General features: G+C 67.8%; 18 protein-coding genes and 1 tRNA gene. 17 read left to right on the top strand and 2 right to left on the bottom strand.

Annotation, left to right across the window (positions count from 1 at the left end):
• Nucleotide 1: 1 nt before the first annotated feature.
• Genes G6N28_RS24150 through G6N28_RS24140 form a run of 3 tightly spaced genes read left to right on the top strand, consistent with a single transcriptional unit; the run spans nt 2 to nt 2326 of the window.
• The gene (locus tag G6N28_RS24150; RefSeq protein ID WP_163904778.1) at nt 2–1456 is read left to right on the top strand and encodes an MCE family protein; all 1455 of its coding nucleotides are present in this window, start codon (nt 2–4) and stop codon (nt 1454–1456) included.
• Nucleotides 1420–2052 carry a cytochrome c oxidase subunit 3 gene (locus G6N28_RS24145; protein ID WP_163904765.1) on the top strand — a complete coding sequence of 211 codons (633 nt, stop codon included), beginning with the start codon at nt 1420–1422 and terminating at the stop codon, nt 2050–2052. Before G6N28_RS24150 ends, G6N28_RS24145 begins: the two co-directional genes overlap by 37 nt.
• Nucleotide 2053: 1 nt before the next feature.
• Complete coding sequence (locus tag G6N28_RS24140) at nt 2054–2326, top strand: cytochrome C oxidase subunit IV family protein (protein ID WP_163904763.1); 273 nt, start codon at nt 2054–2056, stop codon at nt 2324–2326.
• Here the strand turns inward: G6N28_RS24140 and G6N28_RS24135 are convergent, their stop codons facing one another.
• Complete coding sequence (locus G6N28_RS24135) at nt 2327–3361, bottom strand: ferredoxin--NADP reductase (RefSeq protein WP_163904761.1); 1035 nt, start codon at nt 3359–3361, stop codon at nt 2327–2329. It lies immediately after the preceding gene.
• Nucleotides 3362–3611: 250 nt separating this feature from the next.
• Here G6N28_RS24135 and steA point away from each other — a divergent pair, with 250 nt between their 5' ends.
• From steA to xerD, 5 genes are all read left to right on the top strand, one after another.
• Nucleotides 3612–4793 carry a putative cytokinetic ring protein SteA gene (steA, locus tag G6N28_RS24130; RefSeq protein ID WP_163904759.1) on the top strand — a complete coding sequence of 394 codons (1182 nt, stop codon included), beginning with the start codon at nt 3612–3614 and terminating at the stop codon, nt 4791–4793.
• Between the two features lie 9 nt (nt 4794–4802).
• The gene (locus G6N28_RS24125; protein WP_163904757.1) at nt 4803–5744 is read left to right on the top strand and encodes a copper transporter; all 942 of its coding nucleotides are present in this window, start codon (nt 4803–4805) and stop codon (nt 5742–5744) included.
• 142 nt (nt 5745–5886) lie between these two features.
• Nucleotides 5887–7662: a CTP synthase gene (locus tag G6N28_RS24120; RefSeq protein WP_163904755.1), complete on the top strand. Its 1776-nt coding sequence runs from the start codon at nt 5887–5889 to the stop codon at nt 7660–7662.
• Nucleotides 7655–8275, top strand: a complete 621-nt coding sequence (locus G6N28_RS24115; protein ID WP_163904753.1) for an NUDIX domain-containing protein — start codon at nt 7655–7657, stop codon at nt 8273–8275. Before G6N28_RS24120 ends, G6N28_RS24115 begins: the two co-directional genes overlap by 8 nt.
• Complete coding sequence (gene xerD, locus G6N28_RS24110) at nt 8272–9219, top strand: site-specific tyrosine recombinase XerD (protein WP_163904751.1); 948 nt, start codon at nt 8272–8274, stop codon at nt 9217–9219. The genes G6N28_RS24115 and xerD overlap by 4 nt, the downstream gene beginning before the upstream one ends.
• Nucleotides 9220–9300: 81 nt before the next feature.
• Here xerD and G6N28_RS24105 read toward each other — a convergent pair whose 3' ends face one another.
• On the bottom strand, nt 9301–10056 hold the full coding sequence (locus tag G6N28_RS24105) for an O-methyltransferase (RefSeq protein WP_163904749.1): 756 nt from the start codon (nt 10054–10056) through the stop codon (nt 9301–9303).
• Nucleotides 10057–10197: 141 nt separating this feature from the next.
• Here G6N28_RS24105 and G6N28_RS24100 point away from each other — a divergent pair, with 141 nt between their 5' ends.
• The 9 genes from G6N28_RS24100 to G6N28_RS24060 all read left to right on the top strand — a co-directional run bounded on the left by G6N28_RS24100 (nt 10198) and on the right by G6N28_RS24060 (nt 17558).
• Entirely contained in the window at nt 10198–11058 is an 861-nt protein-coding gene (locus G6N28_RS24100) for a ParA family protein (RefSeq protein WP_163904747.1), read from the top strand.
• A complete protein-coding gene (locus tag G6N28_RS24095; RefSeq protein ID WP_163904745.1) occupies nt 11055–11876 on the top strand; it encodes a segregation/condensation protein A in 822 nt (273 codons plus the stop codon). Before G6N28_RS24100 ends, G6N28_RS24095 begins: the two co-directional genes overlap by 4 nt.
• Nucleotides 11869–12576 carry an SMC-Scp complex subunit ScpB gene (scpB, locus tag G6N28_RS24090; RefSeq protein WP_163904743.1) on the top strand — a complete coding sequence of 236 codons (708 nt, stop codon included), beginning with the start codon at nt 11869–11871 and terminating at the stop codon, nt 12574–12576. The genes G6N28_RS24095 and scpB overlap by 8 nt, the downstream gene beginning before the upstream one ends.
• Entirely contained in the window at nt 12569–13312 is a 744-nt protein-coding gene (locus G6N28_RS24085; RefSeq protein ID WP_163904741.1) for a pseudouridine synthase, read from the top strand. The genes scpB and G6N28_RS24085 overlap by 8 nt, the downstream gene beginning before the upstream one ends.
• A complete protein-coding gene (cmk, locus tag G6N28_RS24080) occupies nt 13309–13995 on the top strand; it encodes a (d)CMP kinase (protein ID WP_163904739.1) in 687 nt (228 codons plus the stop codon). The genes G6N28_RS24085 and cmk overlap by 4 nt, the downstream gene beginning before the upstream one ends.
• Nucleotides 13992–15401 (top strand): ribosome biogenesis GTPase Der, encoded by a 1410-nt coding sequence (gene der / locus G6N28_RS24075; protein ID WP_163904737.1) that lies wholly within the window; start codon nt 13992–13994, stop codon nt 15399–15401. Before cmk ends, der begins: the two co-directional genes overlap by 4 nt.
• 100 nt (nt 15402–15501) lie before the next feature.
• Nucleotides 15502–16269: a sulfite exporter TauE/SafE family protein gene (locus tag G6N28_RS24070; RefSeq protein ID WP_163906586.1), complete on the top strand. Its 768-nt coding sequence runs from the start codon at nt 15502–15504 to the stop codon at nt 16267–16269.
• A 227-nt stretch (nt 16270–16496) separates the two neighbouring features.
• Nucleotides 16497–17450 carry a sulfite exporter TauE/SafE family protein gene (locus tag G6N28_RS24065; protein ID WP_163904735.1) on the top strand — a complete coding sequence of 318 codons (954 nt, stop codon included), beginning with the start codon at nt 16497–16499 and terminating at the stop codon, nt 17448–17450.
• A gap of 34 nt (nt 17451–17484) precedes the next feature.
• Nucleotides 17485–17558, top strand: a tRNA-Pro gene (locus G6N28_RS24060).
• Nucleotides 17559–17730: the final 172 nt, after the last annotated feature.

Genomic DNA, 17730 nt, shown 5'->3' with positions numbered 1-17730 from the left:
CATGCATCTGACGACACGGATCAAGATGCAGCTGGCCATCTTCACCGCCATCGCGGTGGTGGCCGGCGCGCTGATGATGTTCGCGTACATGAGGTTGCCTGCGACCTGGCTGGGCATCGGGCGCTACACCGTGACCATCGAACTGCCCGAAGCCGCGGGGTTGTACGCGACCGGCAACGTCACTTACCGCGGCGTCGAGGTCGGCCGGGTGCAAAGCGTGCAGCTGACCGACACCGGCGTGCGGGCCGTGGTCTCCCTACGCTCGGACGTGCCGATCCCATCGGACCTGGATGCCGAGGTGCACAGCCAGTCCGCGGTGGGGGAACAGTATGTCGCGCTGCTGCCCCGCAACGGGTCGGGGCCACCGTTGAAGGACGGTGACGTGATACCGCTGAGCCGTACCAAGGTACCCCCGGACATCAATTCGCTGCTCGACGCAACCAACCGGGGCCTGGAAGCGATCCCGCGGGACAACCTGAAGACTCTGGTCGACGAAAGTTACACCGCGGTAGGCGGATTGGGCCCGGAGATTGCCCGAATCGTCAGGGGTTCCACGGCATTGGCGATCGACGCCCGCAAGAACCTCGAGCCGCTGACCGCGCTCATCGACCGATCCCAGCCGGTTCTGGACTCCCAGGCCGAATCGGCGGATGCCATCCGGTCGTGGGCCGCGAACCTGGCCGTCGTCACCGACCAGATGCGATCCCACGACTCCCAGGTCGCGGGGCTTCTCGAGAACGGCCCTGCGGCTGCGGCGCAGGCACGGCAACTCGTCGATCGCCTTGCGCCCACACTGCCCGTGCTGTTGGCCAACCTGGTCGCCGTCAACGAGGTGGCGATCACCTATCAACCCGCCCTCGAACAACTCCTCGTGCTGGTGCCGGCGGGCACGGCGAACATGCAGGCCATTGCCCTGGCCAACCGGGACACGAGGCAGGATTACAAGGGCATCTACCTCGACTTCAACCTGAACCTGAACCTGCCCCAACCGTGCACCACCGGCTTCCTGCCCGCACAACAACAGCGCCCGCCGACCTTCGAGGACGCTCCGGACCGGCCCGCCGGGGACGTCTACTGCCGGATACCGCAGGACTCACCGATCACCGCCGTGCGCGGGGCGCGCAACTATCCATGCCTGATTCGCCCTGGGACCCGCGCCCCGACGGTCAGGATGTGCGAGAGCGGTGAGCAATACGTGCCGCTCAACGACGGCAACAACTGGAAGGGCGATCCCAATGCCACCCTCTCCGGCCAGGACGTTCCGCAGCTGCCGGAAACACCTCCGCCGCCCCCAAGCGGTCCGCCTCGGCCAACGCCCGTCGCGGCCGCGGAATACGACCCGACGACGGGCGTCTACATCGGACCCGACGGACAGACCTACAAGCAGGCCAACCTGACGCAGAACGCAAAGGAGCAGACATGGCAGTCGATGCTGATGCCTCCGGCCAGCGGCTGAGTGCCCGGGAAGCGCCGATCGCGCGCAGCCGCTTGAGCCGGGGGCACATCCCCGGAGAGCCCGGGGTCTGGGTCCTGATCTTCGGTGACATCACGGTGTTCACCGTGTTGTTCATCGTCTATCTGCAGCGGCGACGTGAGAACACCGAACTGTTCACGCAATCACAAGACGTGCTGAACAGGACTCTCGGCGCCGTCAACACCCTTGTCCTGCTATGCAGTTCGGTGTTGATCGTGTTCGCGTTGCAGGCGCTCCGCAGCCCGATGCGACGCCCGCTGGCTCTGCCGCTCACCATCGCCGGGATCGTCATCGGATCCTGCTTCGTGGTCATAAAGGCATTCGAGTACCGGGAAAAGGTCGCCGCCGACATCACACCGACGACCAATGAATTCTTCATGTACTACTACGTGCTCACCGGCCTGCACCTGGCCCACGTCATCGTGGGGTTGATCGTCCTGCTGGTGTTGGCCGTGATCGCCCGAAAACCGGAGCCGAGCCGGTCGCATATCGCCTTCTTCGAAGGCGCCGGTTGTTTCTGGCACATGGTCGATCTCCTGTGGATCGTGATCTTTCCGCTTCTCTTCCTGGTTCGGTGACATGAATACCCTTGTACGCACAAAGGCCTCGGCGGCTTGGCTCACCCTCACCGTGCTGACCGTTTTCTCGTGGGCGCTCGGCACCGAGCACGGTTTCGCCGGCCACCACGTGTCTGCGAGCCTGGTGATCCTCGCCGTCGCGGTGTTCAAGATCCGGTTGATCGGGCTGTATTTCATGGAGCTTCGAGATGCGCCGCTGGTACTGCGCACGGTCTTCGAATCCTATTGCGGGATATTGCTCGTAGTGCTCGCGACGATGTATCTGCTGGGCTGATCAGTCGAAGGTGACGCTAACCTCGTCGGAGGCGGGCCTGGCCTGGCAGCCCAGCGCAAGCCCACCTGCCACGTCGTCAGCTTCGAGGATGTCGACCCGGTTCATGGTCACCTGCCCATCGGTGACCGTGCACACGCAGGCGCCGCATTCCCCTTCGCGGCAGGCATAAGGCACCTCGATGCCGGCGTCGACCAACGTGTCGACCAGGGAGCGATTGCGCGGCCAGTCGAGGACATGGGTCAAGCCGTCGATCTCCACATGAGCCGTCGCCGCGCCGGCCGATTCGGGACTGAGGTTGGTCGCGAACGGGTCGTTGGACAGCGAGGTGAAGACTTCGGTATGAAGACGATTCTGATCGAAGTTCAACCCTGTCAGCGTATTTCGCACCGCCGCCATGAAGGGTGCGGGCCCGCAGACGAACACGTCGGTGTAGGTGAGTGGCGAAACCAGCCGAGTCAGCAGTTCGGGTGTCGGCAGCCCCTGCAGGGAATCCAACCAGTGGATGACGGTCAAGCGGCCGCAATGGGCGCGACAGAGCTCGTCGAGTTCGCGGGCGAAGATGACGTCGCGATCGTCGCGGTTGGCGTACACGACGGTGATGCCGGCCTTGCCTTCGGTGAGCACCGACTTGACGATCGACATGATCGGCGTGATTCCACTGCCTCCCGCGAACGCGAGCAGATCGTTGTCGTAACTCTTCGGCGTGAAAACACCCGCCGGCGGCAGCACCTCGAACTCAGAACCGACAACGGCATTGTCGGCGAACCAGTTCGACCCGTACCCACCGGCTATTCGTTTGATCGTCACTTTCAGGTGATCGTCGGTCGCCGGCGAGCTCGACAACGAATAGCAGCGGGCGACCGAACCGCGGTCGTCTCCGGGAATGCGAAAGGTCAGGAACTGGCCGGGCTGATACCGGAAGTCGCCGCATGAGGGTCGGTCGAACTTGAGCGAGATCGCCGACGCGGTTTCCTGCACCACCTCGGATACGGTCAGCACCGCATGACGGGGACGGGTGCCGTCAGCATCGGCCATGGCGTGCGGTCTCCTCTCGCGCCGGTATCAGCGCAACGGCTGGGCACAATATAGATTAATAATTAAATACTTTAATATCAATCTGCCTACAGCGATTCATCGCGCCGCCAACCCCGCCCGAAGAACCCCCCAGCGGCCGCTCCAATTCCGACATCAAGACGTGTTGCAACTGTGACAAAAGACAACTTGTGAGGCTGGTGTTACGGCGCGCCTCCGACGGATCCGGGCCCCGCCTCGACAGAATCGGCCCATGAAGATGTCAGCCCTGCTATCTCGTAATGCCTCACGCCCGGGCATCGTCGGCACCGCCCGTGTGGACCGCGACCTCGAGAGACTGCTCCGACGAATCACGCCGGGCGACATCGTCGTCATCGACGCGCTGGACCTGGACCGGATCACCGCCGACGCCCTCGTGGAAGCCGGCGTCACCGCGGTCGTCAACGCCTCGCCGTCGATCTCCGGGCGCTACCCCAACCTCGGGCCCGAGGTCCTGGTCCTCAACGGGGTGACGCTGATCGACAACACCGGCGCCGAGGTGTTCAAGAAGGTCAAGGACGGCGCGCGGGTGCGGCTGCACGACGGCGGTGTGTACTCCGGGGATCGCCTCCTGATCCAGGGCGTGGAACGCACCGACCACGACATCCACGAGCTGATGCACGAGGCCAAGAGCGGGCTGGTGGCCCACCTCGAAGCGTTCGCAGGCAACACGATCGAGTTCATCCGCAGCGAGAGCCCGCTGCTCATCGACGGCATCGGCATCCCCGACGTCGACGTGGACCTCAACCGCCGCCACGTGGTGATCGTGGCCGAGGGAAACGGTGCCGCCGCGGACCTCAAGGCGCTCAAGCCGTTCATCAAGGAGTATCAGCCGGTGCTGGTCGGGGTCGGCTCCGGCGCCGACATCCTGCGCAAGGCCGGGTATCGGCCCCAGCTCATCGTCGGCGACCCCGACAAGATGAGCGCCGACGTGCTCCGATGCGGTGCGCAGGTGGTGCTTCCCGCCGACGCCGACGGCCACGCTCCCGGGCTGGAACGGATTCAGGACCTGGGCGTCGGCGCGATGACGTTCCCCGCGGCGGGTTCGGCCGCCGACCTCTCACTTCTGCTGTGCGACCACCACGGCGCCTCGCTGATCGTCACCGCCGGCCACAGCGCCAGCATCGAGGAGTTCTTCGACCGCTCCCGCCAGCAGAGCAACCCATCGACGTTCCTCACCCGGCTCAAGGTGGGAGAAAAGCTGGTCGACGCGAAAGCCGTTGCCACCCTGTATCGCAGCAGGGTGTCGGCCGGAGCGATCGCGCTGCTGGTGCTTGCCATGCTGGTCGCGGTGATCGTCGCCCTGTGGGTGGCCCGCGCCGACACGGCCCTGCTGGACTGGGTCGCCGATTACTGGAACCGGTTCCTGCTCTGGGTACAGGGTTGGGTCACCTAGGAGTCACGCGTGATTTCCCTTCGCACACACGCGATCTCACTCGCCGCCGTCTTCCTCGCCTTGGCGATCGGCGTGGCGCTGGGGTCCGGCCTGCTGTCCAACACGGTGCTGTCCGGCCTGCAGGACGATAAACGCGACCTACAGGTCAAGATCGACACCCTGAACACCGACAAGAACGCGCTCAACGAGAAGCTCAGCGCCGCTGGGGAATTCGATGCGCAGATGTCGCCCCGCATTCTCCGCGACACGATGAAGGACAAGTCGGTGGTGCTGTTTCGCACGCCAGACGCCGCCGACGACGACGTCGACGCACTGACCCGCCTGATCGGCCAAGCCGGCGCAACGCTCACCGGGACCATCACGCTGACCCAGGAATTCGTCACCGCCAACTCCGCCGACAAACTGCTGTCGGTGGTGAACTCGCCGATCGTGCCCGCGGGAAAACAACTGAGCACCACCGCGGTGGACCAGGGTTCACAGGCAGGCGACCTGTTGGGAATCACGTTGCTGATCAACAGGGATCCGAAGGTGACGCCGGTCGACGACACCCAACGCGAAACCGTGCTCGCAACGTTGCGCGACACCGGCTTCATCACCTATGACGACCAGCGGGTGGGCGCGGCCAACACGGCGCTTATCGTCACCGGCGGCGCGTTGGGCGACGACGCCGGAAACCGGGGGTCCACCGTCGCCCGGTTCGCCGCCGGGCTGGCTCCGCACGGTTCGGGCACCGTGCTCGCGGGCCGGGACGGCTCGGCGTCGGGGACCGCGGCCGTCGCGGTGACCCGATCGGACGCGGGGCTGAACTCGGCCGTGAGCACCGTCGACGACGTCGACATCGAAGCCGGCCGGATCACCTCGGTGCTGGCGCTGGGCGACCTCGCCAACGGCGCCCGGCCCGGCCAGTACGGCATCGGCGCGGGCGCGACCTCGGTCACCGTCCCGCAGTAGACATCCTCCCGCCGCCCCGACGGCGCGTCAGCGCCTGCTTGTCGGTGTCGGTGTTAAGGTGGGGTTCCGTGGGTCGGCAGGCCCCAAGCTCTAGGAATCGGCCTAGAAAAGTAAGCCCTGCCCGTCGTCACGGAGGTTGCTCTTGCCAGCGTTTCGCAAGCACCCGCAAACGGCCACCAAGCACCTCTTCGTCACGGGCGGAGTCGTCTCTTCCCTCGGCAAGGGCCTGACCGCGTCGAGCCTCGGCCAGCTGCTCACCGCCCGGGGCCTGCACGTCACGATGCAGAAGCTTGACCCCTACCTCAACGTCGACCCGGGCACCATGAACCCGTTCCAGCACGGGGAGGTGTTCGTCACCGAGGACGGCGCCGAGACCGACCTCGACGTCGGGCACTACGAGCGGTTCCTGGACCGCGACTTGACCGGCTCGGCCAATGTGACGACGGGACAGGTCTATTCGACGGTCATCGCCAAGGAGCGTCGCGGCGAGTATCTCGGCGACACCGTGCAGGTGATTCCGCACATCACCGACGAGATCAAGAGGCGCATCCTGGAGATGGCCGAGCCCGACCCCTCCGGGCACCGACCCGACGTCGTCATCACCGAGATCGGCGGCACCGTCGGCGATATCGAATCGCTGCCGTTCCTGGAGGCCGCGCGCCAGGTCCGCCATGAGGTCGGCCGGGAGAACTGCTTCTTCCTGCACTGCTCGCTGGTGCCCTTCATGGCGCCCTCCGGCGAACTGAAGACCAAGCCGACGCAGCATTCGGTGGCCGCGCTGCGCAGCATCGGTATCACCCCGGACGCGTTGATCCTGCGCAGCGACCGCGACGTGCCCGAACCGCTGAAGAACAAGATTGCGCTGATGTGCGACGTCGACGTCGACGGCGTGATCTCCACCCCGGACGCCCCGTCGATCTACGACATCCCCAAGGTGCTGCACCGGGAGGAGCTCGACGCCTACGTGGTGCGTCGGCTGAACCTCGCGTTCCGCGACGTCGACTGGACGCAGTGGAACGACCTGCTGCAGCGCGTGCACGATCCCCATGAGACGGTGCGAATCGCCCTGGTGGGCAAGTACATCGACCTGTCCGACGCGTACCTGTCGGTGGCGGAGGCGCTGCGGGCCGGCGGATTCAAGCACCGCGCCAAGGTGGAGATGCGCTGGGTCGCCTCCGATGACTGTGAGACCGAAACCGGCGTGGCCGCGGCGCTTCAGGACGTGCACGCGGTGCTGATCCCCGGTGGGTTCGGGATCCGCGGTATCGAAGGCAAGATCGGCGCGATCAGCTACGCCCGCAAACGCAAGCTGCCTGTCCTGGGCCTGTGCCTCGGACTGCAGTGCATCGTCATCGAGGCGGCGCGCTCCGTCGGGCTGACCGAGGCCAACTCCGCCGAGTTCGATCCCGCCACCCCCGATCCGGTGATCTCCACGATGGCCGATCAGCGGGACGCGGTCGCCGGCACCGCCGACCTGGGCGGCACCATGCGGCTGGGTGCCTATCCGGCCGTGCTCCAGCCGGATTCGATTGTGGCGCAGGCATATCAGGCCACCGAGGTCTCCGAGCGGCACCGGCACCGTTACGAGGTCAACAACGCCTACCGCGAGCGCATCGCCGAAAGCGGGCTGCGGTTCTCCGGCACCTCTCCGGACGGCCACCTGGTGGAGTTCGTCGAGTACGACCGCGAGGTACACCCGTTCCTGGTCGGCACCCAGGCGCACCCGGAGCTCAAGAGCCGCCCCACCCGGCCCCATCCGCTGTTCGTCGCGTTCGTCGGCGCGGCGTTGAACTACAAGGCAGAGGAACGGCTTCCGGGCATGGACATCCCCGAGCACGCGAACGGAGCCGAGCATCCCGAAGAGATCGGGCAACTGCTTGAAGAGCCCGAGCTGCAAAAGTCTCGAGTCCGTGGCTGAGCACGACTTCGAGACCGTCGCCTCCGAAACGATATACGTCGGAAAGATCCTGGCCCTCCGCGGCGACGAGGTCCGGATGCCCGGAGGTAACACCGCGCGGCGCGAAGTGGTCGAGCACTACGGCGCGGTGGCGGTGCTCGCGATGGACGACGACCGCAACGTCATGCTGGTCTACCAATATCGCCACCCGTTCGGTCGGCGGCTGTGGGAACTGCCCGCCGGTTTGTTGGATTACGGGGGAGAACCGCCCCACGTCACCGCCGCACGCGAACTGAAGGAAGAAGCAGGCCTGACCGCGACGACCTGGCACACCCTCGTCGACCTCGACTCGGCGCCGGGCTTCTGCGACGAGAGCGTGCGGGTGTATCTGGCCACAGGGCTGACCGACGTCGGCAGGCCCGAGGCCCACGACGAGGAAGCCGACCTGACGCTGCAATGGTTTCCGCTGACGCAGGCGGTGCAGATGGTGTTGTTCGGCGAAATCGTCAATTCCATTGCCGTCGGCGGCATTTTGGCCGCGCACACGGTCACCGACGAGTCGGCCCTTCGCCCCGTCGACACCCCGTGGACCGACCGGCCGACCGCGTTCGCACGCCGGATGGGGCTGTTGTGACCACCCTGCGCACAGCGCTGGAAGGGCAGGTGCAGGGCTACCTCGACCACCTGACCATCGAGCGCGGCGTCGCGGCCAACACGCTGAGCTCCTACCGCCGCGACCTGCGCCGCTACACCCAACACCTGACGCTGCGCGGAATCGCGGATCTGGCCGACGTGTCCGAAACCGACGTCAGCGACTTCCTGGTCGCCCTGCGACGCGGCGACCCCGACACCGGAACGGTTCCCCTGTCGGCGGTGTCGGCCGCGCGGGCGCTGATCGCCGTGCGCGGGTTGCACCGCTTCGCCGCCGCCGAGGGGCTCACCCCGGTCGACGTCGCCTCGGCCGTCAAACCGCCCACCCCGAGCCGGCGCCTGCCGAAGAGCCTGACGATCGACGAGGTGCTGGCGCTGCTGGAAGCCGCAGGCGGCGACAGCGAGGCCGACGGGCCGTTGACGCTGCGCAACCGGGCGCTGCTGGAGCTGCTCTACTCGACCGGCGCGCGTATCTCGGAGGCCGTCGGGCTCGACGTCGACGACGTCGACACGCAGGCCCGGTCGGTGCTGCTACGCGGCAAGGGCGGCAAGCACCGGCTGGTGCCGATCGGCCGGCCCGCGGTCACCGCGCTGGACGCCTACTTCGTGCGCGGCCGCCCCGACTTGGCGCGGCGCGGCCGGGGCAACGCGGCGATCTTCCTCAACGCCCGCGGCGGACGGCTGTCGCGGCAGAGCGCATGGCAGGTGCTGCAGGACTCGGCCGAACGGGCGGGCATCACCGCCGCCGTGTCGCCGCACGTGCTGCGGCACTCGTTCGCCACGCACCTGCTCGACGGCGGCGCCGACGTTCGCGTCGTGCAGGAACTGCTCGGCCACGCGTCGGTGACGACGACCCAGATCTACACCATGGTCACCGTCACCGCGCTGCGGGAGGTCTGGGCCGGCGCCCACCCGCGGGCCCGCTGATCAGGCGCCGATACCGCTTTAACGGGTTGATTACCTGCACCTGATGCATGGAAGTCACCTGCTAGTGCCCAAAAGGGACAGTCACTGGCCCAGGTACTCCGACTCCAGCACCAGGTCGGGCAGCACCGACTGGTACTCGACGTGGGTCTTGTGCTCGACGGTGTGCCACAGCTTGCCCTGCTGCTCGGCCATGTAGGCCCGGTACTTGGGCGCCCCGGGAATCCGGACATTGTCGGCCACGACGATCGAGCCGGGGTGCAACCATCCGCGGTCGAGCACGCTCTGCAGGTCCTGCAGGTAAGCGCGCTTGTCGTGGTCGATGAACATCACGTCCAGGCTGCCCGCGGCGAAGCCGTGCTCGGCGGCCAGCACGTCGAGGGTCCTGCCGCCGTCGTCGAGCGTGCCGACCACGCACGTGACCCGGTCGTCGACCCCCGCGTGCGCCCAGATGCGCCGGGCCACTTCGGCGTTGGCCGCGGAGAATTCGACGGAGACCACCCTGGCCGACGGCGCCGCCCGGGCCAGCCGCAACGCCCCGTATCCGCAGTAGGTGCCGAGCTCGAGCACCAGGCGCGGGTCGGCGCGGCGTACCGCCGTGTCAAGCAGCGCGCCCTTCTCGTCGCCGACGTTCATCAGCATCGACTTGTTGTAAGCGAAGTCGTCCATGGCGGACAGCACGTCGTCGACGTCATCGCGCCGCGCATGTTGCTCCACGAAGTCCGCGCACGCCTGTTCGCGGCCGTCGCCGATCTGACCCGTTTTCCTCAGGCCGGGCAGACCCAACGCGAAGCGCCAGACCGACCAGCGAAGGAACGGCACTTTCTGCTTCAGCCCCATGGCGCCACCCTATGCCGCCGCCCGTCCGCCCGGTCCCTCTCGTGTTGCCCAGCGGGTCTGCCCGTCCAGGGACGCTTGTCCCGTTAAACTTGCCCGGATGTTCGCCATGCGTTTGCGGTACCTGACCAGGGGTGGTGGCGCATGAGCGACGACAGCGGCGAAACCGAGGTGGGCCTGACCGGCCGCCCGCCGCGGCCCATTCCCGAACCGAAACCCAAATCGGTGCACGGCCCCGCCAAGGTCATCGCGATGTGCAACCAGAAGGGCGGCGTCGGCAAGACCACGTCGACCATCAACCTGGGCGCCAGCCTGGCCGAATACGGCCGCCGGGTGCTGCTGGTGGATCTGGATCCCCAAGGCGCGCTATCGGCGGGGCTGGGGGTTCCGCACTACGAGCTCGAGCACACCGTGCACAACCTGCTCGTCGAGCCGCGGGTGTCCATCGACGACGTGCTGGTCAACACCCGCGTCAAGGGCATGGACCTGGTGCCCAGCAACATCGACCTGTCGGCCGCCGAGATCCAGCTGGTCAACGAGGTCGGCCGGGAGCAGTCCCTGGCCCGCGCGCTGTATCCGGTGCTGGACCGCTACGACTACGTGCTGATCGACTGCCAGCCGTCGCTGGGACTGCTCACCGTGAACGGTCTGGCCTGCAGCGACGGCGTGATCATCCCGACCGAGTGCGAGTTCTTCTCGCTGCGCGGTCTGGCGTTGCTGACCGACACCGTCGACAAGGTGCGTGACCGGCTCAACCCCAAGCTGAGGATCAGCGGCATCCTCGTCACCCGGTATGACCCGCGCACCGTAAACTCGCGCGAAGTGATGGCGCGAGTGGTGGAGCGGTTCGGCGACCTGGTGTTCGACACCGTGATCACGCGCACGGTGCGGTTCCCGGAGACCAGCGTGGCCGGTGAGCCGATCACCACGTGGGCGCCCAAATCCAGTGGCGCGGCGGCGTATCGGGCGTTGGCTCGCGAAGTCATCGACCGGTTTGGCGCGTGAACACCGAGACCCAACCGGACCGAACCGAACAGTCAGGGTTCCAGGTCCGGCTGAGCAATTTCGAGGGTCCGTTCGACCTGCTGCTGCAGCTGATCTTCGCGCACCGGCTCGATGTCACCGAGGTGGCGCTGCATCAGGTCACCGACGAGTTCATCGCCTACACCAGGGCCATCGGCCCGCAGCTCGAACTCGAGGAGACCACCGCGTTTCTGGTGGTGGCCGCGACGCTGCTGGATCTGAAGGCCGCGCGGCTGCTGCCCGCGGGCGAGGTGCACGACGAGGAGGACCTCGAGCTGCTGGAGGTGCGTGACCTGCTGTTCGCGCGGCTGCTGCAGTACCGGGCATTCAAGCACGTCGCCGAGATGTTCGCCGAACTCGAGGCCGCCGCGCTGCGCAGCTACCCGCGCGCGGTGTCGCTGGAGGACCGCTACCAAGACCTGCTGCCCGAGGTGATGCTCGGCGTCGACGCCGAGCGTTTCGCGCAGATCGCGGCGGCCGCCTTCACCCCGCGACCGGTCCCCACCGTGGGCACCGACCACCTGCACCAGGTGGCGGTGTCGGTGCCCGAGCAGGTGGCTAACCTGATGGGGTTGCTCGAGAGCCGCGGGGTGGGGCAGTGGGCGTCGTTTCGCGAGCTGGTGGCCGACTGTCAGGCGCCGATCGAGATCGTCGGCCGGTTTCTGGCGCTGCTCGAGCTGTACCGCGCCCGGGCAGTAGCATTCGAACAACCAGAACCGCTTGGTGTGCTCCAGATTTCGTGGACCGGAGAACGCCCGACTGACCAACACCTCGCGGCGGAAGTGGACCACTATGACTGACCATCACGACGCTGAACCGACGGATCTCGACCTGGGCATCGACGTCGCGACCGCGCCCGAGCTGGAGGACTCCGAGCTCGGCTCGGTGCTGGAGGCGCTGTTGTTGGTGGTCGACACCCCGGTGACGGTCGAGCAGCTGGCCGTGGCCACCGAGCAGCCCCCTGCGCGGGTGGCCGAGAAGCTGCGGTCGCTGGCCGAGGAGCTCACCGCCCGTGACAGCGGCATCGACCTGCGCGAAGCCGGCGGTGGCTGGCGGATGTACACAAGGGCCCGGTTCGCGCCCTACGTCGAGCGGCTGTTGCTCGACGGAGCACGGTCGAAGCTGACCCGGGCCGCGTTGGAGACGCTGGCGGTGGTCGCCTACCGGCAGCCGGTGACCCGTGCGCGGGTCAGCGCGGTGCGCGGTGTCAACGTGGACGCGGTGATGCGCACGCTGGTGGCGCGCGGGCTGATCACCGAGGCGGGCACCGACCCCGATTCCGGCGCGGTGACGTTCGCGACCACCGAATTGTTCTTGGAGCGCTTGGGTCTCACGTCACTGGCCGATCTGCCCGACATCGCCCCGCTGCTGCCTGACGTCGACGTCATCGACGATCTGAGCGAATCGCTCAGCGAGGAACCGCGTTTCATGAAGCTCAACGGGGCACCGTCGCCCGAGCAGCCGATGTCATTTGACGTGGACCAGGATTCGGATGGCTGAACCTGAGGGTGTTCGACTGCAGAAAGTGTTGTCACAGGCCGGAATCGCGTCACGTCGCGCCGCGGAGAAGATGATCCTCGACGGCCGCGTCGAAGTGGACGGCCGGGTGGTCACCGAGTTGGGCACGCGGGTGGATCCGGAGGTGTCGGAGATCCGGGTCGACGGCGCCAAAGTGGTGCTGGACGACACCCTGGTGCACCTGGCGATCAACAAACCCAAGGGCATGCATTCGACGATGTCCGACGACCGGGGCAGGCCGTGCATCGGCGACCTGGTCGAGCACCGGGTGCGGGGCAACAAGAAGCTCTTTCATGTCGGGCGCCTGGACGCCGACACCGAGGGCTTGATGCTGCTGACCAACGACGGCGAGCTGGCGCACCGGTTGATGCACCCGTCCTACGAGGTGCCCAAGACCTACCTGGCGACCGTGCTGGGCACGGTTCCGCGCGGGTTGGGCCGCAAGCTGCGCGCCGGCGTCGAACTGGACGACGGTCCGGTCCGCGTGGACGATTTCGCTGTGGTCGACAAGGTGCCGGGCAAGACGCTGGTGCGCGTGACCCTGCACGAGGGACGCAAACGAATCGTGCGTCGGCTGCTCGCCGCGGTCGGCTATCCGGTACAGGAACTGGTGCGCACGGACATCGGCACGGTCTCGCTGGGCGATCAACGCCCGGGCAGCATCCGGGTGCTGACCCAGAAGGAACTCGGCGAGCTGTACAAGGCGGTCGGATTGTGAGCCCGTCGCTGGTGATCGCCGTCGACGGCCCGGCGGGGACCGGAAAATCCACGGTGTCAAGGGGATTGGCGCGTGCGCTGGGCGCACGCTATCTCGATACCGGGGCGATGTATCGGGTGGTGACGCTGGCCGTGGTGCGCGCGGGCGTGGATCTGCACGACACCCCCGCCATCGAGTCGGTCACCAAGGACGTCCCGCTGTCGGTCGGCGATCACCCCGACAAGGACGAGGCTTACCTTGACGCAGAGGATGTTTCGGCCGAGATCCGTGGCGACGCGGTGACCAAGGCCGTCTCGGCGGTCTCGGCGGTGCCCGCCATTCGGGCACGGCTGGTCGGACTGCAGCGGGAACTGGCGTCGGGCCCCGGCAGCATCGTCGTGGAGGGCCGTGACATCGGCACCGTGGTGCTGCCCGACGCCGACCTGAAGATCTTTCTGACCGCCTCGCCGGAGGTGCGCGCGCGACGGCGCAACGAGCAGAACATCGCCGCCGGCCTCGGCGACGACTACGAGGCCGTGCTGGCCGACGTGCAGCGCCGCGACCATCTGGACTCCACCCGCCCGATGTCGCCGCTGCGGGCCGCCGACGACGCGGTGGTGGTCGACACCAGCGACTCGTCGGCCGCCGAGGTGATCGAGCAGCTGTTGGAAGTCGTTCGGGAGCGCACAGGGGCGACGCCATGACCGGCGACGGCACGTGGAGCGACGAAAGCGACTGGCGGATAGGCGCCGACGCCGACCTGGACGTCACCGAGGCGGTCGAGGAGGCCGCGGCCGCCCCGCCGGTGGTCGCGGTCGTCGGGCGCCCGAACGTCGGCAAGTCCACGCTGGTGAACCGGATCCTGGGGCGCCGCCAGGCGGTGGTGCAGGACGTGCCCGGGGTGACGCGCGACCGGGTGTCCTACGACGCCGAATGGGCGGGGCGGCGGTTTGTGGTGCAGGACACCGGCGGATGGGAGCCCGACGCCAAAGGCCTGCAGCAGTTGGTGGCCGAGCAGGCCTCGGTGGCGATGCGCACGGCCGACGCGATCATCTTCGTGGTCGACGCGGTGGTCGGCGCGACCACCGCCGACGAGGCGGCGGCCCGGCTGCTGCAGCGGTCGGGCAAGCCGGTGTTCTTGGCGGCCAACAAAGTTGACAGCGAGCGCGGCGAAGCCGACGCCGCCGCGTTGTGGTCGCTGGGGCTCGGCGAACCGCACCCGATCAGCGCGATGCACGGCCGTGGGGTGGCCGACCTGCTCGACAACGTCATCGAGGAGCTGCCCGAAGTGTCGGGGCTCTCGTCGGGCGGGGGAGGCCCGCGTCGAGTTGCGTTGGTGGGCAAGCCGAATGTGGGCAAGAGCTCGCTGCTGAACCGGCTCGCGGGCGACGAACGCTCGGTGGTCCACGATGTGGCGGGAACGACGGTCGACCCGGTCGACTCGTTGATCGAGATGGACGGCAAGCTCTGGCGATTCATCGACACCGCGGGCCTGCGGCGCAAGGTCGGTCAGGCCAGCGGGCACGAGTTCTACGCGTCGGTGCGCACGCACGGGGCGATCGACGCGGCCGAGGTGGTCATCGTGTTGATCGACGCGTCGCAGCCGCTGACCGAGCAGGACCAGCGGGTGATCTCGATGGTCATCGAGGCGGGCCGGGCGCTGGTGCTGGCGTTCAACAAGTGGGACCTGGTCGACGAGGACCGCCGCTACCTGCTGGAGCGCGAGATCGACCGCGAGCTGGCGCAGGTGCATTGGGCGCCGCGGGTCAACATCTCGGCCAAGACCGGCCGGGCGGTGCAGAAACTGGTGCCCGCGCTGGACCGGGCGCTGCAGTCGTGGGACACCCGGGTGCCGACCGGCCGGCTGAACACATTCCTCAAGGAGGTCGTCGCGGCGCAACCCCCGCCGGTGCGCGGCGGCAAGCAGCCGCGCATCCTGTTCGCCACCCAGGCCGCCGCGCGTCCCCCGACGTTCGTGTTGTTCACCACCGGGTTCATCGAGGCCGGCTACCGGCGGTTCCTGGAGCGGCGGCTGCGGGAGACCTTCGGGTTCGAAGGCAGCCCCATCCGCATCAACGTGCGGGTCCGGGAAAAGCGCCGCGACCGCTGACACGTTGCCCCGTGGCGATTTCGGCGCGCTCATCGCCCGTGAGCGTCCATCGGCGCGCCGAAATCGCTCGGATTAGGGTGGCCCGGTGCCCGTCGTCGACATGATCTTGATCGCGTTGGCCGGCGTCGGCGCCGGCGCCATCAACGCGCTCGTGGGCTCCGGCACACTGATCACGTTCCCGACGCTGGTGGCGCTCGGCTATCCGCCGGTGACGTCGACGATGTCCAACGCGGTCGGATTGGTGGCGGGCAGCCTGTCGGGCACCTGGGGGTACCGGCGCGAGCTGCGCGGGCAGTGGCGACGGCTGGCGTGGCAGCTGCCCGCCTCGTTCGTCGGCGCGGGTCTGGGCGCGTTTCTGCTGCTGCACCTGCCGGAGACGGTGTTCGAGCAGGTGGTGCCGGTGCTGCTGGTCGCAGCGTTGGCACTGGTGGTGGTGGGCCCGCGGATTCAGGCCTATGCGCGGCGACGCGCCGAGGCCGCCGGCCGGTCCGCCGACGACCTGTCCGCGACGCGGATGGCGGCGCTGGTGGCGGCCACCTTCGCGATCGGCGTCTACGGCGGCTACTTCACCGCCGCGCAGGGCATCATGCTGATCGCCGCGATGGGCGCGCTGCTGCCCGAGGACATGCAGCGGATGAACGCGGCCAAGAACCTGCTGTCGCTGGTGGTCAACGTCGTCGCGGCCGCGGCGTACATCCTCGTGGCGTTCGACCGGATCAGCTGGGAGGCGGCCGGGCTGATCGCGGTCGGATCGCTGATCGGCGGCTACCTCGGCGCGCACTACGGGCGGCGGCTGTCCCCGAACGCGTTGCGCGCGGTGATCGTCGTCGTGGGAACAATCGGCCTGTACCGGTTGCTGACGGTGTAGACGCCTTGGGTAGGCTGCCGAAAGACCGGCGATCCGCGAGAGGGAGACAGGTGGCTGAACGCGAGTTCCGCATCGCACCGTCGGCCCTCTGCGCGTTGGAGCCGTTCTGGCCGTCACGTCGGCTGATGGCTTTCGACGAGTGGTGTTGCGCGCACAACTGACCGCGCCCCACTAGTCCTTCGGTCACGCGTTGCGCATGACCTCTTAGTCGAAAGCTGCCGAACCCCATGCGTTCGCTTCTGATCTTCGCGTTCGTCGGCGTTGGTGCCCAACTGGTCGACGGCGCGCTGGGCATGGCGTTCGGCGTGACCGCCACGACGCTGCTGGTGCTCAGCGGGGTCGGCGCCGCGCAGGCCAGCGCCGCGGTGCACCTCGCCGAGGTGGGCACCACGTTGGCGTCCGGGCTGTCGCACTGGCGGTTCAAGAACATCGACTGGTCGATCGTGCTCAAGCTCGGCGTGCCCGGAGCCGTCGGGGCGTTCGCCGGCGCGACGGTGTTGTCGGCGTTGTCGACCGAGCACGCGGCGCCGTTGATGGCCGCGATCCTGGTGGCGATCGGCGCCTATGTGGTGCTGCGGTTCTCGCTGCGCAACCCGCCGGTGCTGCGGCACGGGGCGACCCCGCATCGGGCCCGGTTTCTCAGCCCGTTGGGGTTGTTCGGCGGGTTCATCGACGCGTCGGGCGGTGGCGGCTGGGGGCCGGTGACGACGAGCACGCTGCTGTCGCGGGGCAAGACCGCGCCGCGCACGGTGATCGGGTCGGTGAGCGCGTCGGAATTCCTGGTGGCGGCCGCGGCGTCGGCGGGCTTCGTCGTCGGCCTGCGCGAACAGTTCATCGCGAACCTGCCGATCGTCGCGGGCCTGGCGATCGGCGGGGTGGTCGCGGCGCCGTTCGCGGCCTGGCTGGTCAGCCGTGTCAGCCCCGCGCTGTTGGGCACGGCGGTAGGCGGCGTGATCGTGCTGACCAACAGCCAGAAGCTGGTGCACTACTTCGGCATCGAATGGCCGTGGTCGACGGGCGTGTACGCCACGATCGCCGTGGCGTGGGCGACGCTGCTCATGGTGGCGTGGCGCACGTCGCGCGCACCCCGGTTCGTGCCCGTGGAGCAGACGCCGGAGGTGGCCGCGGACACGGCGACGACGGCGACGGTGGGTTGGGGCGAGCCCAGCGCTCTGCGGTAGGCTTTCGACCGCTGCCGCTGATCGCGGCGGCGTCCGGGCTGTGGCGCAGTTTGGTAGCGCACTTGACTGGGGGTCAAGTGGTCGCAGGTTCAAATCCTGTCAGCCCGACGCAGGTCAGAGGCACTTTCTGCGCACGCAGGGGGCGCCTGCAGACTTGGTGGTCTCTTATGGTTTCGCGCCCCAACGGCACGGCCGCGTCCAGCGGTTTCGGTGTCGCTGAGGCGTCCCCAACATGTCGCTACCGCGGAGTGTTGCGCGGCGACTCGCGTAGTACTACTCA

This window comes from Mycolicibacterium pulveris (assembly GCF_010725725.1).
Taxonomy (GTDB): Bacteria; Actinomycetota; Actinomycetes; order Mycobacteriales; family Mycobacteriaceae; genus Mycobacterium; species Mycobacterium pulveris.
Note: the sequence above shows the minus strand (reverse complement) of the source record. Positions and strands in the feature narration are given on the sequence as shown.